The organism is Candidatus Methanodesulfokora washburnensis (assembly GCF_003947435.1).
In the GTDB taxonomy this organism is placed as follows: Archaea; Korarchaeota; Korarchaeia; order Korarchaeales; family Korarchaeaceae; genus Methanodesulfokora; species Methanodesulfokora washburnensis.
The window spans coordinates 70,725-87,710 of sequence record NZ_RCOS01000113.1; the positions used below are offsets into that span (position 1 = coordinate 70,725).

General features: G+C 42.3%; 22 protein-coding genes and 2 tRNA genes. 10 read left to right on the forward strand and 14 right to left on the reverse strand.

Going from position 1 to position 16,986, the window contains the following annotated elements; genetic code table 11:
* The first annotated feature begins 8 nt into the window (after window positions 1-8).
* Together D6D85_RS09800 and D6D85_RS09805 are read left to right on the forward strand one after the other, a co-directional pair.
* Window positions 9-473, forward strand: a complete 465-nt coding sequence (locus D6D85_RS09800) for a CDP-2,3-bis-(O-geranylgeranyl)-sn-glycerol synthase (RefSeq protein WP_337189969.1) — start codon at window positions 9-11, stop codon at window positions 471-473.
* Between the two features lie 7 nt (window positions 474-480).
* On the forward strand, window positions 481-1,374 hold the full coding sequence (locus D6D85_RS09805; protein WP_125671859.1) for an AAA family ATPase: 894 nt from the start codon (window positions 481-483) through the stop codon (window positions 1,372-1,374).
* 65 nt (window positions 1,375-1,439) lie between these two features.
* Here D6D85_RS09805 and rplJ read toward each other — a convergent pair whose 3' ends face one another.
* The 6 genes from rplJ to ftsZ are packed head-to-tail and all read right to left on the reverse strand — an operon-like array spanning window position 1,440 to window position 5,212.
* The gene (rplJ, locus tag D6D85_RS09810) at window positions 1,440-2,279 is read right to left on the reverse strand and encodes a 50S ribosomal protein L10 (protein ID WP_125671860.1); all 840 of its coding nucleotides are present in this window, start codon (window positions 2,277-2,279) and stop codon (window positions 1,440-1,442) included.
* A gap of 4 nt (window positions 2,280-2,283) precedes the next feature.
* The gene (locus D6D85_RS09815; RefSeq protein WP_125671861.1) at window positions 2,284-2,925 is read right to left on the reverse strand and encodes a 50S ribosomal protein L1; all 642 of its coding nucleotides are present in this window, start codon (window positions 2,923-2,925) and stop codon (window positions 2,284-2,286) included.
* Between the two features lie 4 nt (window positions 2,926-2,929).
* Window positions 2,930-3,403: a 50S ribosomal protein L11 gene (locus D6D85_RS09820; protein WP_125671862.1), complete on the reverse strand. Its 474-nt coding sequence runs from the start codon at window positions 3,401-3,403 to the stop codon at window positions 2,930-2,932.
* A complete protein-coding gene (locus D6D85_RS09825; protein WP_125671863.1) occupies window positions 3,403-3,861 on the reverse strand; it encodes a transcription elongation factor Spt5 in 459 nt (152 codons plus the stop codon). The genes D6D85_RS09820 and D6D85_RS09825 overlap by 1 nt, the downstream gene beginning before the upstream one ends.
* A gap of 10 nt (window positions 3,862-3,871) precedes the next feature.
* Entirely contained in the window at window positions 3,872-4,057 is a 186-nt protein-coding gene (locus tag D6D85_RS09830; protein WP_125671864.1) for a protein translocase SEC61 complex subunit gamma, read from the reverse strand.
* Window positions 4,058-4,066: 9 nt separating this feature from the next.
* Window positions 4,067-5,212, reverse strand: a complete 1,146-nt coding sequence (ftsZ, locus tag D6D85_RS09835; protein WP_125671865.1) for a cell division protein FtsZ — start codon at window positions 5,210-5,212, stop codon at window positions 4,067-4,069.
* A 130-nt stretch (window positions 5,213-5,342) separates the two neighbouring features.
* Here ftsZ and D6D85_RS09840 point away from each other — a divergent pair.
* The 4 genes from D6D85_RS09840 (at window position 5,343) to D6D85_RS09855 (ending at window position 7,127) form a co-directional block, all read left to right on the forward strand.
* Window positions 5,343-5,416 (forward strand) — tRNA-Ala (locus D6D85_RS09840).
* Between the two features lie 73 nt (window positions 5,417-5,489).
* Window positions 5,490-6,113 (forward strand): hypothetical protein, encoded by a 624-nt coding sequence (locus D6D85_RS09845; protein ID WP_125671866.1) that lies wholly within the window; start codon window positions 5,490-5,492, stop codon window positions 6,111-6,113.
* Window positions 6,058-6,387, forward strand: coding sequence for a ribonuclease P protein component 4 (locus D6D85_RS17230; RefSeq protein WP_125671867.1), 330 nt, complete (start codon window positions 6,058-6,060; stop codon window positions 6,385-6,387). The genes D6D85_RS09845 and D6D85_RS17230 overlap by 56 nt, the downstream gene beginning before the upstream one ends.
* Before the next feature lie 62 nt (window positions 6,388-6,449).
* Window positions 6,450-7,127, forward strand: a complete 678-nt coding sequence (locus D6D85_RS09855; protein ID WP_125671868.1) for an HAD family hydrolase — start codon at window positions 6,450-6,452, stop codon at window positions 7,125-7,127.
* A gap of 3 nt (window positions 7,128-7,130) precedes the next feature.
* Here the strand turns inward: D6D85_RS09855 and D6D85_RS09860 are convergent, their stop codons facing one another.
* From D6D85_RS09860 to D6D85_RS09895, 8 genes are all read right to left on the reverse strand, one after another.
* Complete coding sequence (locus D6D85_RS09860; RefSeq protein WP_125671869.1) at window positions 7,131-9,443, reverse strand: valine--tRNA ligase; 2,313 nt, start codon at window positions 9,441-9,443, stop codon at window positions 7,131-7,133.
* On the reverse strand, window positions 9,428-10,360 hold the full coding sequence (locus D6D85_RS09865; protein ID WP_125671870.1) for a PfkB family carbohydrate kinase: 933 nt from the start codon (window positions 10,358-10,360) through the stop codon (window positions 9,428-9,430). Before D6D85_RS09865 ends, D6D85_RS09860 begins: the two co-directional genes overlap by 16 nt.
* 181 nt (window positions 10,361-10,541) lie before the next feature.
* Window positions 10,542-11,204 (reverse strand): translation initiation factor IF-6, encoded by a 663-nt coding sequence (locus D6D85_RS09870; protein ID WP_161969815.1) that lies wholly within the window; start codon window positions 11,202-11,204, stop codon window positions 10,542-10,544.
* Between the two features lie 5 nt (window positions 11,205-11,209).
* Window positions 11,210-11,476 (reverse strand): 60S ribosomal protein L31, encoded by a 267-nt coding sequence (locus D6D85_RS09875; RefSeq protein ID WP_125671872.1) that lies wholly within the window; start codon window positions 11,474-11,476, stop codon window positions 11,210-11,212.
* Window positions 11,477-11,485: 9 nt separating this feature from the next.
* On the reverse strand, window positions 11,486-11,638 hold the full coding sequence (rpl39e, locus tag D6D85_RS09880; protein WP_125671873.1) for a 50S ribosomal protein L39e: 153 nt from the start codon (window positions 11,636-11,638) through the stop codon (window positions 11,486-11,488).
* A gap of 9 nt (window positions 11,639-11,647) precedes the next feature.
* Entirely contained in the window at window positions 11,648-11,977 is a 330-nt protein-coding gene (locus tag D6D85_RS09885; protein ID WP_125671874.1) for a DNA-binding protein, read from the reverse strand.
* On the reverse strand, window positions 11,974-12,426 hold the full coding sequence (locus tag D6D85_RS09890; protein ID WP_125671875.1) for a 30S ribosomal protein S19e: 453 nt from the start codon (window positions 12,424-12,426) through the stop codon (window positions 11,974-11,976). Before D6D85_RS09890 ends, D6D85_RS09885 begins: the two co-directional genes overlap by 4 nt.
* A 148-nt stretch (window positions 12,427-12,574) precedes the next feature.
* The gene (locus tag D6D85_RS09895; RefSeq protein WP_125671876.1) at window positions 12,575-12,955 is read right to left on the reverse strand and encodes a 30S ribosomal protein S6e; all 381 of its coding nucleotides are present in this window, start codon (window positions 12,953-12,955) and stop codon (window positions 12,575-12,577) included.
* A 186-nt stretch (window positions 12,956-13,141) separates the two neighbouring features.
* On the opposite strand from D6D85_RS09895, the gene D6D85_RS09900 reads away from it, so the two are divergent.
* From D6D85_RS09900 to D6D85_RS09915, 4 genes are all read left to right on the forward strand, one after another.
* Entirely contained in the window at window positions 13,142-13,546 is a 405-nt protein-coding gene (locus tag D6D85_RS09900; protein WP_161969816.1) for a hypothetical protein, read from the forward strand.
* Window positions 13,530-14,408, forward strand: coding sequence for a signal recognition particle-docking protein FtsY (locus D6D85_RS09905; RefSeq protein WP_125671878.1), 879 nt, complete (start codon window positions 13,530-13,532; stop codon window positions 14,406-14,408). Before D6D85_RS09900 ends, D6D85_RS09905 begins: the two co-directional genes overlap by 17 nt.
* Before the next feature lie 262 nt (window positions 14,409-14,670).
* Window positions 14,671-16,587, forward strand: coding sequence for a 3-hydroxyacyl-CoA dehydrogenase/enoyl-CoA hydratase family protein (locus D6D85_RS09910; protein ID WP_125671879.1), 1,917 nt, complete (start codon window positions 14,671-14,673; stop codon window positions 16,585-16,587).
* Between the two features lie 86 nt (window positions 16,588-16,673).
* A tRNA-Met gene (locus D6D85_RS09915) sits at window positions 16,674-16,748 on the forward strand.
* The last annotated feature ends 238 nt before the right edge of the window (window positions 16,749-16,986 follow it).

Below are 16,986 nucleotides of genomic sequence, written 5' to 3' on the forward strand. Positions count from 1 at the left end.
AATTCATGATGGATCTAATGAGCATGTTTCTAGCTATATGGTACATCCTCCCCACATACTTTGCCAACATGGCCCCTGTTGTATTTGGAGGAGGTTCTCCCATCGATAGAGGCAGGAATTGGATCGATGGAAGAAGAATCTTGGGCGATCATAAGACCTTTAGGGGTCTAATATCAGGTATAATTGTCGGGACGACGATAGGTATAATTCAGCTAAGACCTATTCAGGGAGTTCTCCTCTCAACAGGTGCTATGGTAGGTGATCTAATCGGTTCCTTCATAAAGAGAAGATTGGATATACCTCCTGGAGGAAATGCAGTACTGCTAGATCACGAGGGATTTCTGGTGTTCTCCATCTTATTCTGCTTTTGGTACGAACCTATTTCAATAGAGCAAACAATATTTCTCATAATTATAACCCCAATATTATATGAGATAACTAACTTTATTGCTAGGAAGCTCAACTTAAAATGATGTCCTCATGAGCCTGAGGGACATTCTTAAAAAGGCAGGTCTAAGCGACGAAGTCATAAATAAAGTGGAAGAGCTGAAAATAGAAGATGTAGTTCAGATGACAGAAGAAGAGCTGTCAAAAAAGCTGTCCATAAGCAGAAAAGATGCAAGAAAGATAATAGATTCCCTGATGGAGGGAAGAATTGGGTTTAAGACGGCCCTGGATGTCATGAAAAGCCCTGAAACTAGGATAAGTACTGGTGTAAGAAGCATAGATAACATATTAAAAGGAGGAATAAAAATAGGAAGCATAACCGAGCTGTATGGAAAAGCTGGAACTGGAAAAAGTCAATTCTGCTTTCAGATGTCGGTAATAGCTACAGATCTTGGGAAGGTAATTTATATAGATACGGAGAGGGGTTTTTCTCCGTCCAGATTGAGCGACATATCCACTAGATTTGAAAAGGATCCAAGCATAGTACTATCTAAAATACTGGTTTTCAGACCAGATTCCATAAATGGTCTGAGGGCATCTATAAGATCAGCTAGGGAACTCGCGAGAAAAGGAGAAGTATCCTTAGTGGTGGTGGATTCCCTCCTCTCTATATTTAGATCAGAATATGTTGGCTTAGAAATGCTGGCTGAAAGGCAGAGACAACTTTCCTTGGTTCTCAAGATTTTAAGAGAGATATCAAACATGGGAACGACAGTTATGTTCACCAATCATGTTATAGGAAGAATATCTGAGTCATTTGAGGATCTGGCTGCAGGTGGTTATATCGTCGGGCATTTCCCAGATCTTGTCTTATGGATCAGAAAGGGATCTGGAAGTACGAGAATACTGAAAATAGTGGACTCTTCAGAACTACCGGAAGCTGAAGCAGTGTTCGTCATAACAAAGGGTGGTCTAGAAGATATCTGAACTATTAATAAACCTTTTATTATACCAAATTATTAAATAAAAAGAAAAGAAGTTACTTGTGTTTATCAGGAGACACAAGAGCTCAGAGCTTTTGCCCTCATAACAGCCTTTATTAGGAGCATTTCAGCTGTTTTATCCGTGATAAATCCAATTTCAGCCGCAATATTTATGGCATTCATGTATGCTCTTGGGATCAATACATTCACAGTGCGATCATTCAGCTCTCCGAGTTCTATCGCTACTGCAATGGCTCTCGCAGAGGCATCAGCGACCATCTTGTATATCTCCTCCTTTGTTGTGCTGAGAATCTCTTCTCTGTACACAACTCCATCTTTATCTAGAGCTGCTTTTATTCTGAGCCTTACCTCCATTGGAGCTATCTTCAGTGCCCTAAGAACCTCAGCAACATGTCTAGGTACCAAATCCCCAGCTTTTACGACAACGGTATCTTCCTCTATCTCTACTTTTCCTCCTTTTATTTTCGTCGGAATTCCCATTGCCTTAAGATCATTCAGAACAGGGCCCGGCATAAGGTCAGTGGGCCCTTTTGGTATTATGATATCCGACTCAGCAACCTCTCCTGGTCTTACAAATACATTAGTTGTCATGCTGGATATCCTTGAGTAGATCTCGAACAAGTCCTCATTTGTAAATATCAGGGCAAGATTCCTCGGAAGCTCTCCTATGCCATCAAAACCCTTTCTATCCTTAAGAGCCTTTTCAGCTATCCTTCTCTTGGACACAAGTATTCTTGCACTCCCTCTAAGAGAAGCCCTAATTCTCTGCATAAGATCTGCTGGAACTCTGTAAAAATCGGCGAAAAGTACGTTCTGATATTCTTCCGAAAGCTTTCTTATGAGTTCAGCAGTCCTTATTTTTTTCTCCTTCTTACTTAAGATCATCATGAGATCACCTCAACGAGAGCTCAAAAGCAGGGCCCATGGTGGTCTTTATATAGGCTTTTTTAATCATATTTAGATCTCCATACTTATTCTTTAATAAGTTAATGATCTTATCTACATTTTTAGCAATCTCCTCGGCACTCATATCTCTAGATCCCACTTTCACGCTGAAGTAAGGCTGATCCCTCATCCTTATCCTGACTGATCTTTTTAGTCTTTTTATCTCCGTTGGAAGTCTGTCAACTGCCGTCACAGGCAGGCTTATAGGCATCTTATTCCTAGGTCCAAGGACGGGACCTATTATCTTTGCTATTTTCGGAAGCGCATCCGCCTGTGCTATAAAGTGATCATATCTGTTGGCCAACTTCCTCAGCTCCCTCTTGCTCATGTTTTTCAACTCCTCTGGATCCATCACTAGGTCTGCACCAGCTTCCTTAGCTCTGAAAGCAAACTCACCAGTTCCAAAAACACAGACTTTTATGTCCTTGTTCTTGGGAGGATTCTCCAGTTCCACTATCTCGTTTATCTTCAGATTGGGATTTTTCTTCAGATCTACACCAGAGAGCACTATGGAGAGATCTACTGATTCATTAAACCTTCTCTTTGGACTCTTATCCAGAACCTCCCTTATCTTTTCTACTAATTCCATGGGATCACCCCAGCTTCAGCAAACCTCTATCTATCTCCTTCTGTACTTCCCTCGGATCCTTACCATCCACAGTTATTCCCATGCTTACAGCAGTTCCTAGTACCTGCTTTACTGCTTTTGCTAAATCCGATGTGTTCATCTCTTTCATCTTTATCTTTGCTATCTTCACTATTTTTTCCATGCTTATGTCTCCTATTTTTGTGCTTTTTGGATTTCCAGAGCCCTTCTCTTTATTCATCTCTCTAAGCAGCAGCATCGAAGTGGGAGGAGTTCCTATCTCTATCCTATAGGTCTTCTTCTCCGGATCTACGTATATGATCACAGGTATCTTCATTCCCTCGAATTCTTTGGTCTTATCATTTATCTCCTTGACCACCTGGCCCAAATTAAGGCCATATCCTCCGAGTGCTGGTCCTAAGGGTGGACCAGGAGTAGCCTTACCTCCTTCCACCATTACGTTCACAATTTTTTCAGGCATTACTCCTCCACCTCCTTAGATTCAGCAAGTCTTACATGCTCCAGTGGAAGCCTTATCTCCCACGGTTTCCCTAGTCCTACAAGTTCTAGGTTCAATGTAACTCCCTTCTCACTTTCAACCACTGATAGCACCTTTGCTTGATATCCCTTAAAGTTTCCCTTTATTATCTTTACTATGTCCCCTGCTTTCACGACAACTCTTTCAGGTTCTTTTATTATCATAGATTTTATTTCATCAAAAGAAATTGGATTTGCCTGCAGCATCTTCACTCTAGAAACACCTCTGACGAGCCTGCTGACATCATGAGCTCTATCAGCCTCAACAAAGAGATATCCCTTCATCCTAGGTACAAAAATCACTGATTTAACCGGTATTCCTAGAGATTCTGCTCTTGCCTTTAGAATTCTGACTGCACTTAATTCTTGCCCAGATGAAACTCTCAGAGCAAAGAATACCATGGGATCACCGTCATGGAAGAGCTGCTCCTGTGATTAGTGAACCCGCCAGCTGGAAGACAAATCCTATGAAGCCGACTATGAGAAATCCTATTATAGTTATTTTAAACATCTGCCATATCTCATCATATGTGGGTCTGCTGGCCACTCTGAGAGTTCTCTTAACATCCTCCCAGAAGCTTTTAAGCTTCTCCGACATTAAATCACCTCACAGACTATCTAAGCCAAGCTCATCAGGGGCTATTACCCCTTCTTTCTTCTTAACTTCAACTTTTACCGGCATTTTCTCCTCCTTTGCTTCAAGTCCTTTTAAGTATGCCTCAAAGGTGGGGGATCTCACATTTGTAACCACTATAAGAACTTGTACACTTCCCTTCAGGGATTCATCAACTCTGGCTCCCCATATCACATTTGCGTTTGGATCCAGCGCGCTGACAACGGTTTCGACCACTTCTCTCATCTCATCCAAGGAGAAGTCAGTACCGCATGTTATGTTTATTATGGCTGCCTTTCCTCCAGATATGTCGATATCAAGTAGCGGGTTGCTTATCGCATCCTCTACTGCCTCAACTGCCCTCTTCTCTCCATCGCTCTCCCCAAATAGTATGGCTGAGAGTCCACCGTTTTGCGCTATAGCTCTGAAATCAGCTAAATCCACATTTATCAGTCCGGGCTTGGACACAAGCTCTACAACACCCTTCAGAGCCCGGGCCATTATCTCATCTGAGAGTAAGAATGCTTGGTGAAGAGGAAGATCCTTTGCTATCTCCAATATTTTATCGTTTGCTATGACCATTAAGGTATCTGTCACCTTAGAAAGCCTCTCAAGACCTCTTGATGCGATTTCTCTCTTTCTAGTTCCCTCAACAGAGAAAGGAAGGGTTACAAGGGATACAACTATTGCGCCCAGTTGCTTTCCTATCTCAGCTACTACAGGGGCAGCTCCTGTTCCAGTCCCCCCTCCCATGCCGGCAACCACGAATAATATGTCAGTGCCACTCAAGACATCCTTTATATATTCAGCACTTTCTCTAGCTGCTTGTTCTCCTATGTCAGGATCACCTCCTGCACCATTTCCTCCGCATAGTTCTGGACCAAGAAGGACCTTTCTATCCGCCACCGTTATGAGCAGATGAGATGCATCAGTGTTCGCGGCTATTGTTTCAGCTCCTTCAAGACCTAAAGCATTTAGCCTTGTTATGGTATTGCTCCCAGCTCCCCCTATCCCCATTATAACTATTCTTGCTTTTGACCTCTTCACTACTTCCTGAAGCTCCTGATCTTCTGGAGCTACTTTCTTTGGTAGCTCATACTCTTCAACTCTTTTGTGAACCTCTCTGGCAAGGGACTTCAATCATCATCACCTTAGCCAATCATGCAGTCGTCATCATATAAAAAGTGATTGTAGTAACCAGTTCGGCAAAAGACGAATAATATAGATAAATAAAATGAAGGTTTTTATTCCCATTAAATTCTGTTGAAGTGGGCCGATAGCGCAGTCTGGTAGCGCGCCGCCCTTGCACGGCGGAGGTCGGGGGTTCGAATCCCCCTCGGTCCACTGTTTCCTGAATTAAGTATGTGTTTACATCTAAACATATTTGTTTTAGTCTGTCCATTCTGCTACTATCTCAATGTCTCTATCCATAGTCCTCACAGATAGCCTGCTATTCTTGGACTCTAGAGGGAAACTTATAGATTCCTCCATAAGAAAATACTGGAAGAAAAAAGGGAGGCCTGACATAGTTCACAGAGCTCTTCTGACAATAACTGACAGTCCCTTGTACAGAACAAAACCTTTTGACATATACATACATACAGCTGAGGGAAGGATATTTAGAGTCGAGAAAGGGATAAGACCGCCTAGAAACTACATCAGATTCTGTGGTCTGATGGAACAGCTTCTAAAAAGAGGATACGTGGGCCCAAAAAGTAATCCCCTTATATGTACTACTTTTGACCTAGACGAGCATCTATCTTCAGTTGATTTGGTCGTGGCTTTGAGCGAAAAAGGTGAGACAGTAGATCCTCTCCATGTGGCAAGATGCATAAGCGATTTGGACTGTGCTATCATAGTCGGCTGTTTTCACAAAGGGGATATATCCCCCAATATTATGAAAAAATCTGATATTAAAATCTCATTAGCTGATCTTCCTCTATCAACTTCGGCAGCTATTGCCATATTTTTATCCCTCCTATACTATGTTAAGAGGTGGTCTGCTGAAAAGAATAAGGGAAAAGCGGAGGAAAATAGCTGAGGAGAGGATAAAGATCCTGCTAAACCTTGCAGATTCTGTTTGTACGCAGGATATCCAGCTTGCCGAGAGATATGGAGAGCTTGCTAGAAAAATATCTATGAGAACTAGAGTGAGGATTCCGGCAGAATATAAGTGGAGGTATTGCAAAAAGTGCAAAAAACTTCTATTCCCCGGAGTAAACTCCACTATCAGAATTAGATCCAAAAGATATCCACATATAGTAATTAAATGTGGAATGTGTAATGGTATAAATAGAAGGCCATTTAAAAATTAATAAAACCTCTACTTGTAAGCAAAGGATTAAAGTCATCTGACTTCATTCAGATCCAGAGATCTATGAGCTTGAAAATTCTCCTGAGAGGTAATGCCCATAGCATATACGCAGCTATAATGGATTTAGATCAGACTCTTGTAGACACAATACATAGGTTCCATAGATGCTTTAATGAAACAATGGAGATATTTTGTCTTAAAGGGCTCGAATGGGAGAACTTCATTAGAGCATACGCAGAAGATTCGCTAGATACTTTAATAAAAGTCGATAGAAATGCATTTTGGAATGAGTTTAAGAGAAGGATGTGCAGTAGGATAGAACCGGAAGATAAACTCTTCCCGGGTGTTCTTGGTGTTCTCAGTCTGCTAAAAGAAAACGGAATAAAGATAGCCCTGGCTACTGGGAGAGAGTGCTTCAATGAGGAGCTTGCAGAAGAGCTTTCCTACTTCGGTCTGATGGACTTCTTCGATCTAATTTGCTCAACAAGATCATGTCCCTCCGATAATAGCTTCTCTTGGTCTAAGAGAGGAATCATAAGGCATGTGATAGAAGAATTCGATGTTGATCCTGCTAACACAATTCTAGTGGCTGATTACTGGACTGATATGAAATCCGCAAAAGAGGAGGGAGTTATTGCAATAGGCGTGCTGACGGGATTTGAATCAAAAGAAAAGCTGATGAGAAATGGGGCGGATTTAGTGCTAAATGGAATATGGGAAGTTCCATCTATTTTAGCATAGATCTCACTTAATGTTATGTAGAGCTCTGAGATCCTTCTCGAATGGCTTAAGCTCTTCAGGTATGCTCAAGCTCACACTTTCCTTAAATGAGATTCCTCTTTCCTTCTTGATCTTCCACACATAACTATTAAACTCCATAAGTCTATCCCCAAGTTTGGCATAATCAGTCTCCCACTCCTTTTTAGGCTCAGGAAGGCTTTCCTCGTGTACAGTTCCTCCATAAATTCTTCTCCATATGACATCAGTTATATGAGGGGTTATCGGAGCTAATATCCTCAGAATATATCTGAGGGATGTGTGAAGAGTCCACCAAGCAGATATGGCTTCTTCCTCGCTTCCCTGTCCGTATGCTCTCCACTTCACCATCTCCACATAATGAGGAGCAAATACTTCCCATACGAAATGCCTTGCTGACGTGGCTGGATCAAAGAAATCAAACTTTTTATATCCTTCTAGGGCAATTTCCACAGTTTTGTTAAGCTCTCCCAGTATCCAAATATCCGTTGGGCTTAAGCTAGCTTTTTCTGGAAACGGAAAGCTTGAAATAAACCTAGAGACATTCCAAAGTTTCTGAAGAAACTTGAATGCACCAGCTATTCTAGCCTCGGATATCCTGAAATCTGAGCCATGATGAGCCTCAGAAGCCCCTGCAAGCCTTATAGCATCAGCTCCATATTTCTCTAAGAGAGGCCACGGATATATTATATTGCCGAGGCTTTTGTGCATTGGCCTTCCATTTGCATCCAATCCCATTCCAGAAAGCCATATATGCTTGAATGCGGGTTCGCCTGTAGCATGGTATGTCCTCAATAGCGTATAATGCAACCAAGTTCTAACTATGTCCTTTCCCTGTGGTCTCAGGTCACTCTGTCCGAGCTCTTTGAAGAGCTCCTCATTCCATCCATATCCATTGTAGACAAGAGGGGATATGCTGGAGTCCATCCAAGTATCAAATACCCTATCCTCTCCCACAAAACCTGCCTTGGATCCACAATGAGGGCAAGTGTCGAAGGGAGGATCCTCCTTCCATGGTCTGTAGTATCCTCCTGGTTCTGGTAAGGCGGGCTTTCCGCATGATTTACAGTACCACACAGGTATCTCAGTTCCATAGTATCTTCTTCTTGATATTGGCCAGTCTGTCTCTATTGAATTCACCCAGTCTAGCCAGTAGTTCACCGACCACTCTGGGTAGAACTTAGCCTTTGAAAGAACTTTTTGCTTCAACTCATCGAGAAAATCCTTTTGCTTTAAGTAGTACTCCTTCATTGGAACTATTTCTATAGGGGTCTTACATCTCCAACATACAGGAGTTCTATGCAATATTTTCTCCGCTTTCTCTATGTAATCCTTTAAATCTTCCAAAATAGCCTTTCTAGCCTCATCAGTTCTCATTCCAGCGTATTTTCCAGCTAACTCATTTAATGTACCGTCCTCATTCATTATTATCTTAGGTTTAAGACCTAATTCTCTGAATAATCTCACATCGTCATAATCTCCATAGGAGCACACCATCATTATCCCTGTGCCGAAGTTTGGATCAGCAGAGGGATGCTCCAGCACGATGACCTCATCTCCTAGAGGGGTTATCAGGGTTTTTCCAAGAAGATCCTTATATCTGTCATCTTTTGGATTATATATGACTGCAGCACATGCTGGAAGAAGCTCGGGTCTTGTAGTAGCTATCACCACGCTTCTTCTGCTTTCTTTTTCAGAAAACCTAAGATATACTAGGATGCTTTCCATTTCCTTGTACTCTACTTCTGCATCGGCGAGAGTTGTCCGGCATCTAGGACAGTAATTATTGGGCCTCACGTCCTCGTAGACAAGACCCTTTTTGAAAGCCTCGATAAATGTTCTCTGGGTCTGTGTTCTCCAAAGAACGCTATCGGTTTGGAAATAGCTGTCAAAATCAGCACTTAATCCAAGTCTCTTCGATATGGATATTATGTCCTTTTCAGCTTCGTCAAGATATTCCTTACAGAGCCTCAAAAATTCCTCTCTGGGAGTGGAGAACATGTTTATTCCGTTTTTCTTCTCAACCTCAACTTCCACTGGAAGGCCGTTTCTGTCAACTCCAAAGGGAAAGTATACATCATAACCCATCATCCTCATGGTCCTAGCTATCATGTCTATCTGGGCATAGTGTATTGCAGCAGCTATGTGCCACTTCCCGCTAGCATAAGGGGGAGGCGTGTCTATTGAGAAGACCTTTCCTTTCCTTCTGCTGAATTTATATAGTCCAGTTTCCTGCCATATCTTCTGTATCTCAAGCTCAAGATCGGGTGACCAGTGTTTCTCCTTTATCTTGGGCTCCATAGGAACTCCCTCATCATTTCCCTGAGTTCTGGGGCATTTCTTAATAAAAACTCATCTAGCCTCCTTATAGCTTCTCCTCTTGATGGAACCCTCTCGGCGCCGAATCCCTCATATATAAAGCTGGATACAGAGCTTGCAAAGAGAGCAGACCACAAAGGATTCCCTGTCATATAATACTCCGCTAGGAAGGCAGCTGTAGAGGAATCCCCAGCACCACCTGGATCCACTATTTTTGAAGGAGGAACTGCTGGCAAAGAGAAAAACTTCCCGTCAAAGAATATAGAGAAGTGATTTGAGCCTCCTTCTCTTGTCATAAGCACAATATCTGGCCCCATATCCCATAATAGCCTTAAAGCTTTCTCCTCATTTCTCTCTCCTCTTGCTATATATGGAAGCTCTGGTCTGCTCGTTGACAGCACATCAGCCAGACAAAAATAATCAGATCCATTAAATTCGGAAAATCTCACCTTCCCATACTCATCTATCTTTCTTATATACCCCTGTGGATCGAGTCCTAGGAGAAAGCACCTTTTTCTGATCTCTTTCAGGGTCTCCAAGGGGATCTCATTGTATATAGGGGAGGAGAGGCACACGTCATAGTAGCCCAATTTTTCCACATCAGATGGATATATGAGGCCCGAATCTGATAAAAGTCTCAGTTCTCTGTCCTCGCCATGGTAAATAAGCTCGAAAGAAGCAGTTTTGTCTCTTCTCACGAGGCCCTCCAATGACAGCTCCTTGGGTATCTCAGCTAGATCTGATTCTTGGCCATAACAAGCGAGAAGGACTGCTTCAAATCCCAACTTGGCTGCAACAACACCAGCATATATGGAAGAACCTGCAAGTCTGATGCTTTCTCCTGCTGATGTCTTTATCACATCTCTTGACAGATTTCCTGCTGCGAGGAATCTAGGCATCTGCTGTCGGACATTTATGCCATAAAAAGCCTTATGTTGACGGCAAATAGTTACATCCTTGTGAATATATTCGCATACACTATGTTATTAAAAAGTTAAAATTTATAGCATCGTTTTTCATAATCACTATTCTATTATAGATTAAGAAGTTCTATTACTTGAGATTCATCTTTCCAGCGTTCTACAAGCCGAAAGCTTGTGTTATTATGTCCAGCTCAACAGGAGTTGTCAAAGCACCTACTGCCACACCTTCCTTGCTTGCCACTAGACCTAATTTCACGAACTTAACTCCGTCATTCACAGTTCCTGGATATATATCCACGCTGAAGTGCTTTCTGAGTTTTTTCAACTCATCCTCGCTCACCGATGGCGTCACTATTCCTCCCTTATCGGTTATCACAGATAGAGACCCCACTACAGGTATTCCTGAGATCTTCCCTCTCACGACAGGAACCTTTAATGTCCTTCTTATAAGTTCTACATCCTCATCCGATAAACCAGGATGAACAAGAGCTCCATAGCTATTGGCCAGAATCGCATTTCCCAATGCAGTTATTCTAGAGTTTATTATCTCCAGCTCCATTCCAAGGCTTTCGAGAGTTTTTATCTCCTCTATTCCTGCAACAGCGGGTGCTATCAATCCATTTTCATTTCCGGCTATGAAGATACCGAGCAGATTTGTATCGTATATCTTAGTGGGTACGGCTCTGAGGTGTAAGGCCTCCTCTACCTCTCTAATGAATTTCTCTTTTACATTGGGTGGAACTAGAAGATAATTTCCAACAACTTTCAGGTATATGCCGAGATTTGGGCTTCCCCATATGGATGTTCTAATGAGAGGCAAGTTTATCACTCAAAAATGGGTTTAACAGTAGCAAGGTCCTCTTCTTCATTGTACTCCACGGATATCTTTAGCTTTCTAGGGGGATTGTTGCTCCTAGACCAGATTATTTCGTTCAATAAGGGATCGATTTTCACTTTTTTCTGGTCTATTTTCATGATTCTGGCCACTATCTTTTTTACAGTTCTCACTTCTCCTGTTGCTCTTTTTCTCATTGGATACTTCTCCCGTATTATTCTCCCAAGCCTCAGGTAGATTTTCCTCTCATTAGCCATAACATCACCTCAAAGCTGCAATCTAGATCTTCTCCAATTTCTCAAGGGTCTTGCCCTAACTTTTCTTCCAGTCCTCAGGTAGACCCAGAGCGGCAACCTCTTGTTCTCCTTCATCGCCCTCGCATACCTAAGCTTACTTGAAAGAGTCCAATACCTAGCCATAACATCACCTCAAACAACTTTTATCCTAAAATCTCTCCTGAGCTGTTCGCTCAACCTCCCTAGGAGCTCCTTCAGCTCCTCATCCGTTAGTCTTCTGTTCAGCTTCCCTGAGTTATAAAGCTGGATAAGAAGCGTCTTAACGCTACTTGCAAGTTCTGGCTTCACATATTCTATTCTTTTAAGTCTCTCCCAAGCCTCCGATGTCAGCAGCTGCTTTACTATGATCTCTATCTGTCTCTCCCTTGCCCTTATCTCCTCCTCTCTTTTCCTTCTCGCCTCTGCCTCCTCAACAAGTCTCTCCTGCAGAGCTCTCAGCTCCTCATCCTCCTCCTCGCTCATGGCACCTTCACCTTTCCTACTTCTATTTTCATCTCTCTTGCTATTTCAGAAGCTATTTTGTCAAGCAGAGATCTTCCCTTAGCTGAGACCTTTCTACCTTTTCTGCCATCTTTCTCGACAAGACCTGCCTCCTCAAGTTGCTGTAATATCTTTCTTATAACATGTCCGCTTCCCTTTACACTCCTGCTCGGACTGACTCCTCTGCTCTTCCTGTTTCCATACTTCGCCCTTAGTCTCTCTGTGCCCAGAGGTCCCTCTATGTATAGAGTTCTAAGTATGCTGGCTGCTCTTATATACCACCAGTCCTCCTGCTCAGGAGGTCTCTCCCTGCCAGAACCTGTTTTAGAGAACAAAGCCCATTCAGGAGGCTTTATTGATTCTATAGTCTTCAAAGTATCCTTTAACCTGTTTATCAGAAGATCAGCTCTTATATCCAGCGCTGAGACCAAAGGAATCACCCTTACAAGAGTTGTGTCAACTCACGACTTTTAAAGGTTGTGGTCTATCGATCCCCATTATTCATAGGATAAGAATAACACGACTGAACATTCTTTAAGGGCTGCCATATAGTACATAATATCCTCACGGCACAGAAAATCAGCTTTCCTCCCTCTTGAGCAGTTCTTCTAAGCTTTTCTCTCCGTACTCTACAATTTTCAGATTAACTTGCTTTGTGTACTCAGATATTATATTCCCCCTAACCATCTTTGCTCTTCTTTCACCCTTTTTTCTTGGATGAAAACCAGGAGGACCTGAGAGAATTGTTCTGGTCTTCCCCATTCCGTGAACCCCCGGATGGTGTGGGAAGCCATCTCTATCAGTACCCCCTGTTATCTTCAGTTTGTAACCCGGGAGGCCTATCTGATCTCCGATAATCTCCTCTCCTATCCTCTTTCCTATTAGAACAGTGGAATCGAGCTTTACATGGTATGTCTTACCGCTTTTAGGATCTGCTATGTCGAGCACCATCTCAACCATTTGGATCCCAGCTAAGGACATGATCCCTATTTAAAATTGCTATTCTCACAGCGGACTTTAAAACAGCTGCCGAAGCACACCACTAATATGAGTTATAACAGTGAAACAAGACATCCCAAAGCGCTGAAACATCTGGCCAAAAGCATTTATTATATCCCTCTTTCCCTCTACAGATCAGGTGGTGAAATGTCGGGCCAACAGAGAGAACAGGATCTTGCTGCTCTTAGAACCACATATCAGCTCCTTTTAAATGAATCAAGTAGACTGAACATCCTCTATAGCGATGTTGAGAGAAGTATAGAGACGTTAGAGACCTTATCAAAATTGGAAAAACAGGAACTCGGACCAGTAATACTCCCTATAGGGGCCTTTCTCTCCATAATGCTGAATAAAGTGTCAACGGAGAAAGTTTTAATCCAGATGGGGGCCAACATATATGCTGAGATGAGCCCTGATAAAGCAATAGAGGAGCTTAAAGGAAAGCTAGAGGAGATTAGAAAGGAGTTGATACAAATACAGGTGAATTTAAGACAGATAGAAGCAAGCTTAATAGCCGCAGAGCAAGGCGGTAGGGTTGCCAAGAGAACTTAAGAGAATATTTTCGGATCTCTACTCCAAAATAGCGAGTACTGGAAGAAAAAACGTAGATAAAATATTCTCGGAGCTTGAGATAGAGCTTGTAGAATCAGGTCTCTCCGTTCAGTTTCTGGATGGGATAAAAGAGCATATAAAGAGAGAACTGGCAGGAAAAGACAGGGTGAGTGAGGATTTTCTGAAAGGAAAAATAAGAGAGCATGTATTAAAGAAGATAAAGCTAGAACCCCCAGATCTGGGCTTTATTATAAAAAAAGCTAAAGAAGAGGGAAGAATACCAGTATTTCTATTTTTTGGATTTAATGGAGTCGGGAAGTCCCTCAGCTTGGTTAAGACAGCTGATATCCTGATTAAAAACGGTTTTTCTCCCCTAATAGCGGCAGCAGATACTTTCAGATCAGCGGCAGAGGAGCAGTTAGAGGGCTATGCTAGGATGATACGCGTTCAGGTAGTTAAAGGTGGAAGAGGGGCAGATCCTGCAGCAGTGATATATGATGCTGTGCAGAAAGCTAGTTTCAAGGGATTTGATGTGGTTTTGGGCGACACTTCAGGCCGGAGAGCAATGGATAGAAACCTAGGGGAAGAGCTAAGAAGAATAGTGAGGATAACAAAGCCAGATTTAAATATTCTTGTGGTGGACGGACTTGCTGGTTCTGATGTGGTGAACCAATGTATTGGATTCAGCCAATTCGTGCCGATAGACACAGTGATAGTATCAAAAGTTGATGCAGGAGGATATGCGGCAGCTATTCAAGCATCCTACATCCTAGAAAAACCAATTCTCTTCCTAGGCACAGGTACTTCCGTGAAGGATTATGTGAAATTTGACCCAGAAAAAGCCATTGATGAGATGTTTTGAATTGCTTGAACTGGAATTATTGTTTCCTAGAATTTTTATGCAAATTATAGCTGCCTCAAGCTAGGTTGAATATTTTGTCCTTTCTGTTGCAATTCATGTTTTAACTAAATGTTCATATGAATGTCAGATTCTAATGCCTTTTGAAGTTTAATCGGACAGAAAACATGCTTTTATTTGCTTCTGGTATCTGTTCATCACTCCTTTCCACAAGTCGGCACATAAAGATTAAAAAATTTTCCCACCCATGTTTGTAGGTGTTTTCATGGTGAAGAAAGTAACTGTTGTAGGAGCAGGTACAATGGGGCATGGCATAGCAGAGGTTCTGGCCATAAATGGGATAAAGACAAATCTAGTAGACGTGAAGGAGGATATTCTAAAAGGCGCAATGGAGAAAATAGGGTGGAGTCTCAGAAAGCTCTATGAGAAAGGGAAGATCGGCAGATCTCCTGATGAGATAATGGCTCTCATATCCACATTCACATCAATAAAAGAAGCCGTCAGAGATGTGGATCTAGTCATAGAGGCGGTTCCAGAGATATTTGAGCTTAAAAAACAGGTTTTCCGCGAGATAGATGCCAATTCGAGGCCGGATACTATAATAGCTACAAACACAAGTAGTATTCCCATATCCGAGCTTGCTTCATGTACAAATAGGCCAGATAAAGTGCTTGGCCTTCACTTTTTCAATCCTCCCGTTGTAATGCAACTTGTGGAAGTCGTCAGAGGAAAGGATACCTCGGATGAAATAGTTAAACAGATGATTGAATTCGTCAGAGGAATAGGAAAGAGGCCTGTTCTTGTCAGAAAAGACATACCTGGCTTTATAGTGAATAGAATAATGATCAGATTGTTGAACACTGCATGTATTCTGGTAAAAAGAGGAATTTATTCAATTGAAGAGGTGGATTCAGCCCTGAGGAAGATCGGGCTTCCAATGGGCGCTTTTGAGTTATCTGATTATATAGGGATAGATGTTCTTTACTTCATAATAGATTCTGTGAGAAGCAGGGGGATGGCAATAGAGCCCTGTCAGGTGTTCAAGGAGATGATGGACAAGGGAAAGCTGGGGGTCAAGTCAGGAGAGGGATTCTACAAGTATCCATCCCCTGGAACATACAAAAAACCGGATATAACTGCACTCGATAGAGCTGATCCAGCTTTGCTCATCTCTCCTGCAGTGAACGAGGCTTCATATCTGCTAAGAGAGGGAATATCCTCTCTTCAAGAGATAAATGAAGCCACCATTCTGGGGCTGGGGTATCCAAAGGGTATATTTCAATACGCTGATGAAATGGGAATAGACACCATTGTGAATTCTCTGAAAAAGCTAAATGAGATCACTGGATCCACTGAGTTCTCTCCAGACCCTATTTTGCTTAGAATGCTTGAATTAGGCAGGACTGGAACTAAATCAGGATTCGGATTTCATGAATATTTCCAAGAAAATCAGATGGAGACAATAAAAATTCTCTACAGACCTCCAGTTGCAGTAATACAGCTAAACAGGCCGGAGAAGCTCAATTCGATATCAAGAAAGATGCTGGATGAAATTAAAAAAGCCTTGATCGATCTATCCTCAGATGAAAATATAAGGGCAGTTGTGATGACAGGAGCTGGGAGAGCTTTCTCTTCCGGTGCTGATATAAGCGAGTTCCTGCAAATGAGTCCCGAAGAGATGATAAAGTACTCTGAGTACTTTAAAGCAGTAGTGGAATCGATTGAGAAATCTCCAAAGCCAATAATAGCGGCAATAAACGGATATTGCCTTGGAGGTGGACTGGAGATCGCCCTAGGATGCGATATAAGGATAGCAGCGGAATCAGCCAAGCTAGGACAGCCTGAGGTTAACATAGGACTAATACCAGGAGGAGGGGCAACAAAAAGGCTCCCTATGCTGGTGGGGAGATCAAGAGCAAAGTTAATGATAATGACGGGCGAATATATCTCAGCTCAACAAGCAGAAAGAATGGGACTCGTTGACATGGTCATAAGGGATGATCTGCTGATGATGGAGGCCGTGAATCTCTGTCTAAAAATAACATCTAAGCCTGGGAAAGCGATATGGGCATCTAAAGTTGCAATAAATAGTGGAAACTCTGAGCTTGAATCCGCGCTCTTTGGCATTTTATCTGCCGATGCAAAGGATAAAATAAAGGCTTTCTTGGAAAAGAAAAAGTAATTCCTCAACAGCTAGAATAATCTATATTTTTATAGATTGCATGATAGCAGCATAAGATTTATAAAGGGCGCAATGCAGAATTTAACAGCGGGGTGGGGCAGCCTGGTCAGCCCGCCGGGCTCATAACCCGGAGGTCCCTGGTTCGAATCCAGGCCCCGCTACTATTTCTTAATCCTCAAAGACAAATTTCGATCTAGATGCTTGAAGTATAGGGGGAGAAGTATCTTCCCAGAACAAACTCGTTTTCTTCAATATCTTATTTAATCACGTGCGGGTGAGCTGTCAGACAAGGAATTCAGTAGATATATCAAGCTCCTAGAGGAGTTCAGAAAGGTAGTTAGGGAGAATATTAGCAAATGAAATGGCGTTACTTAAGAAGTTTTCATTCTATCCGCTAGG

Excerpts from the sequence above, each read along its gene's own strand:
- D6D85_RS09800 (WP_337189969.1), top strand. The coding sequence starts at position 9 with ATGGATCTAATGAGCATGTTTCTAGCTATATGGTACATCCTCCCCACA.
- D6D85_RS09805 (WP_125671859.1), top strand. The coding sequence starts at position 481 with ATGAGCCTGAGGGACATTCTTAAAAAGGCAGGTCTAAGCGACGAAGTC.
- rplJ (WP_125671860.1), bottom strand. The coding sequence starts at position 2,279 with ATGATGATCTTAAGTAAGAAGGAGAAAAAAATAAGGACTGCTGAACTC.
- D6D85_RS09815 (WP_125671861.1), bottom strand. The coding sequence starts at position 2,925 with ATGGAATTAGTAGAAAAGATAAGGGAGGTTCTGGATAAGAGTCCAAAG.
- D6D85_RS09820 (WP_125671862.1), bottom strand. The coding sequence starts at position 3,403 with ATGCCTGAAAAAATTGTGAACGTAATGGTGGAAGGAGGTAAGGCTACT.
- D6D85_RS09825 (WP_125671863.1), bottom strand. The coding sequence starts at position 3,861 with ATGGTATTCTTTGCTCTGAGAGTTTCATCTGGGCAAGAATTAAGTGCA.
- D6D85_RS09830 (WP_125671864.1), bottom strand. The coding sequence starts at position 4,057 with ATGTCGGAGAAGCTTAAAAGCTTCTGGGAGGATGTTAAGAGAACTCTC.
- D6D85_RS09845 (WP_125671866.1), top strand. The coding sequence starts at position 5,490 with ATGTCTCTATCCATAGTCCTCACAGATAGCCTGCTATTCTTGGACTCT.
- D6D85_RS17230 (WP_125671867.1), top strand. The coding sequence starts at position 6,058 with ATGTTAAGAGGTGGTCTGCTGAAAAGAATAAGGGAAAAGCGGAGGAAA.
- D6D85_RS09855 (WP_125671868.1), top strand. The coding sequence starts at position 6,450 with ATGAGCTTGAAAATTCTCCTGAGAGGTAATGCCCATAGCATATACGCA.
- D6D85_RS09860 (WP_125671869.1), bottom strand. The coding sequence starts at position 9,443 with ATGGAGCCCAAGATAAAGGAGAAACACTGGTCACCCGATCTTGAGCTT.
- D6D85_RS09865 (WP_125671870.1), bottom strand. The coding sequence starts at position 10,360 with ATGCCTAGATTCCTCGCAGCAGGAAATCTGTCAAGAGATGTGATAAAG.
- D6D85_RS09875 (WP_125671872.1), bottom strand. The coding sequence starts at position 11,476 with ATGGCTAATGAGAGGAAAATCTACCTGAGGCTTGGGAGAATAATACGG.
- rpl39e (WP_125671873.1), bottom strand. The coding sequence starts at position 11,638 with ATGGCTAGGTATTGGACTCTTTCAAGTAAGCTTAGGTATGCGAGGGCG.
- D6D85_RS09885 (WP_125671874.1), bottom strand. The coding sequence starts at position 11,977 with ATGAGCGAGGAGGAGGATGAGGAGCTGAGAGCTCTGCAGGAGAGACTT.
- D6D85_RS09895 (WP_125671876.1), bottom strand. The coding sequence starts at position 12,955 with ATGGTTGAGATGGTGCTCGACATAGCAGATCCTAAAAGCGGTAAGACA.
- D6D85_RS09900 (WP_161969816.1), top strand. The coding sequence starts at position 13,142 with ATGTCGGGCCAACAGAGAGAACAGGATCTTGCTGCTCTTAGAACCACA.
- D6D85_RS09910 (WP_125671879.1), top strand. The coding sequence starts at position 14,671 with ATGGTGAAGAAAGTAACTGTTGTAGGAGCAGGTACAATGGGGCATGGC.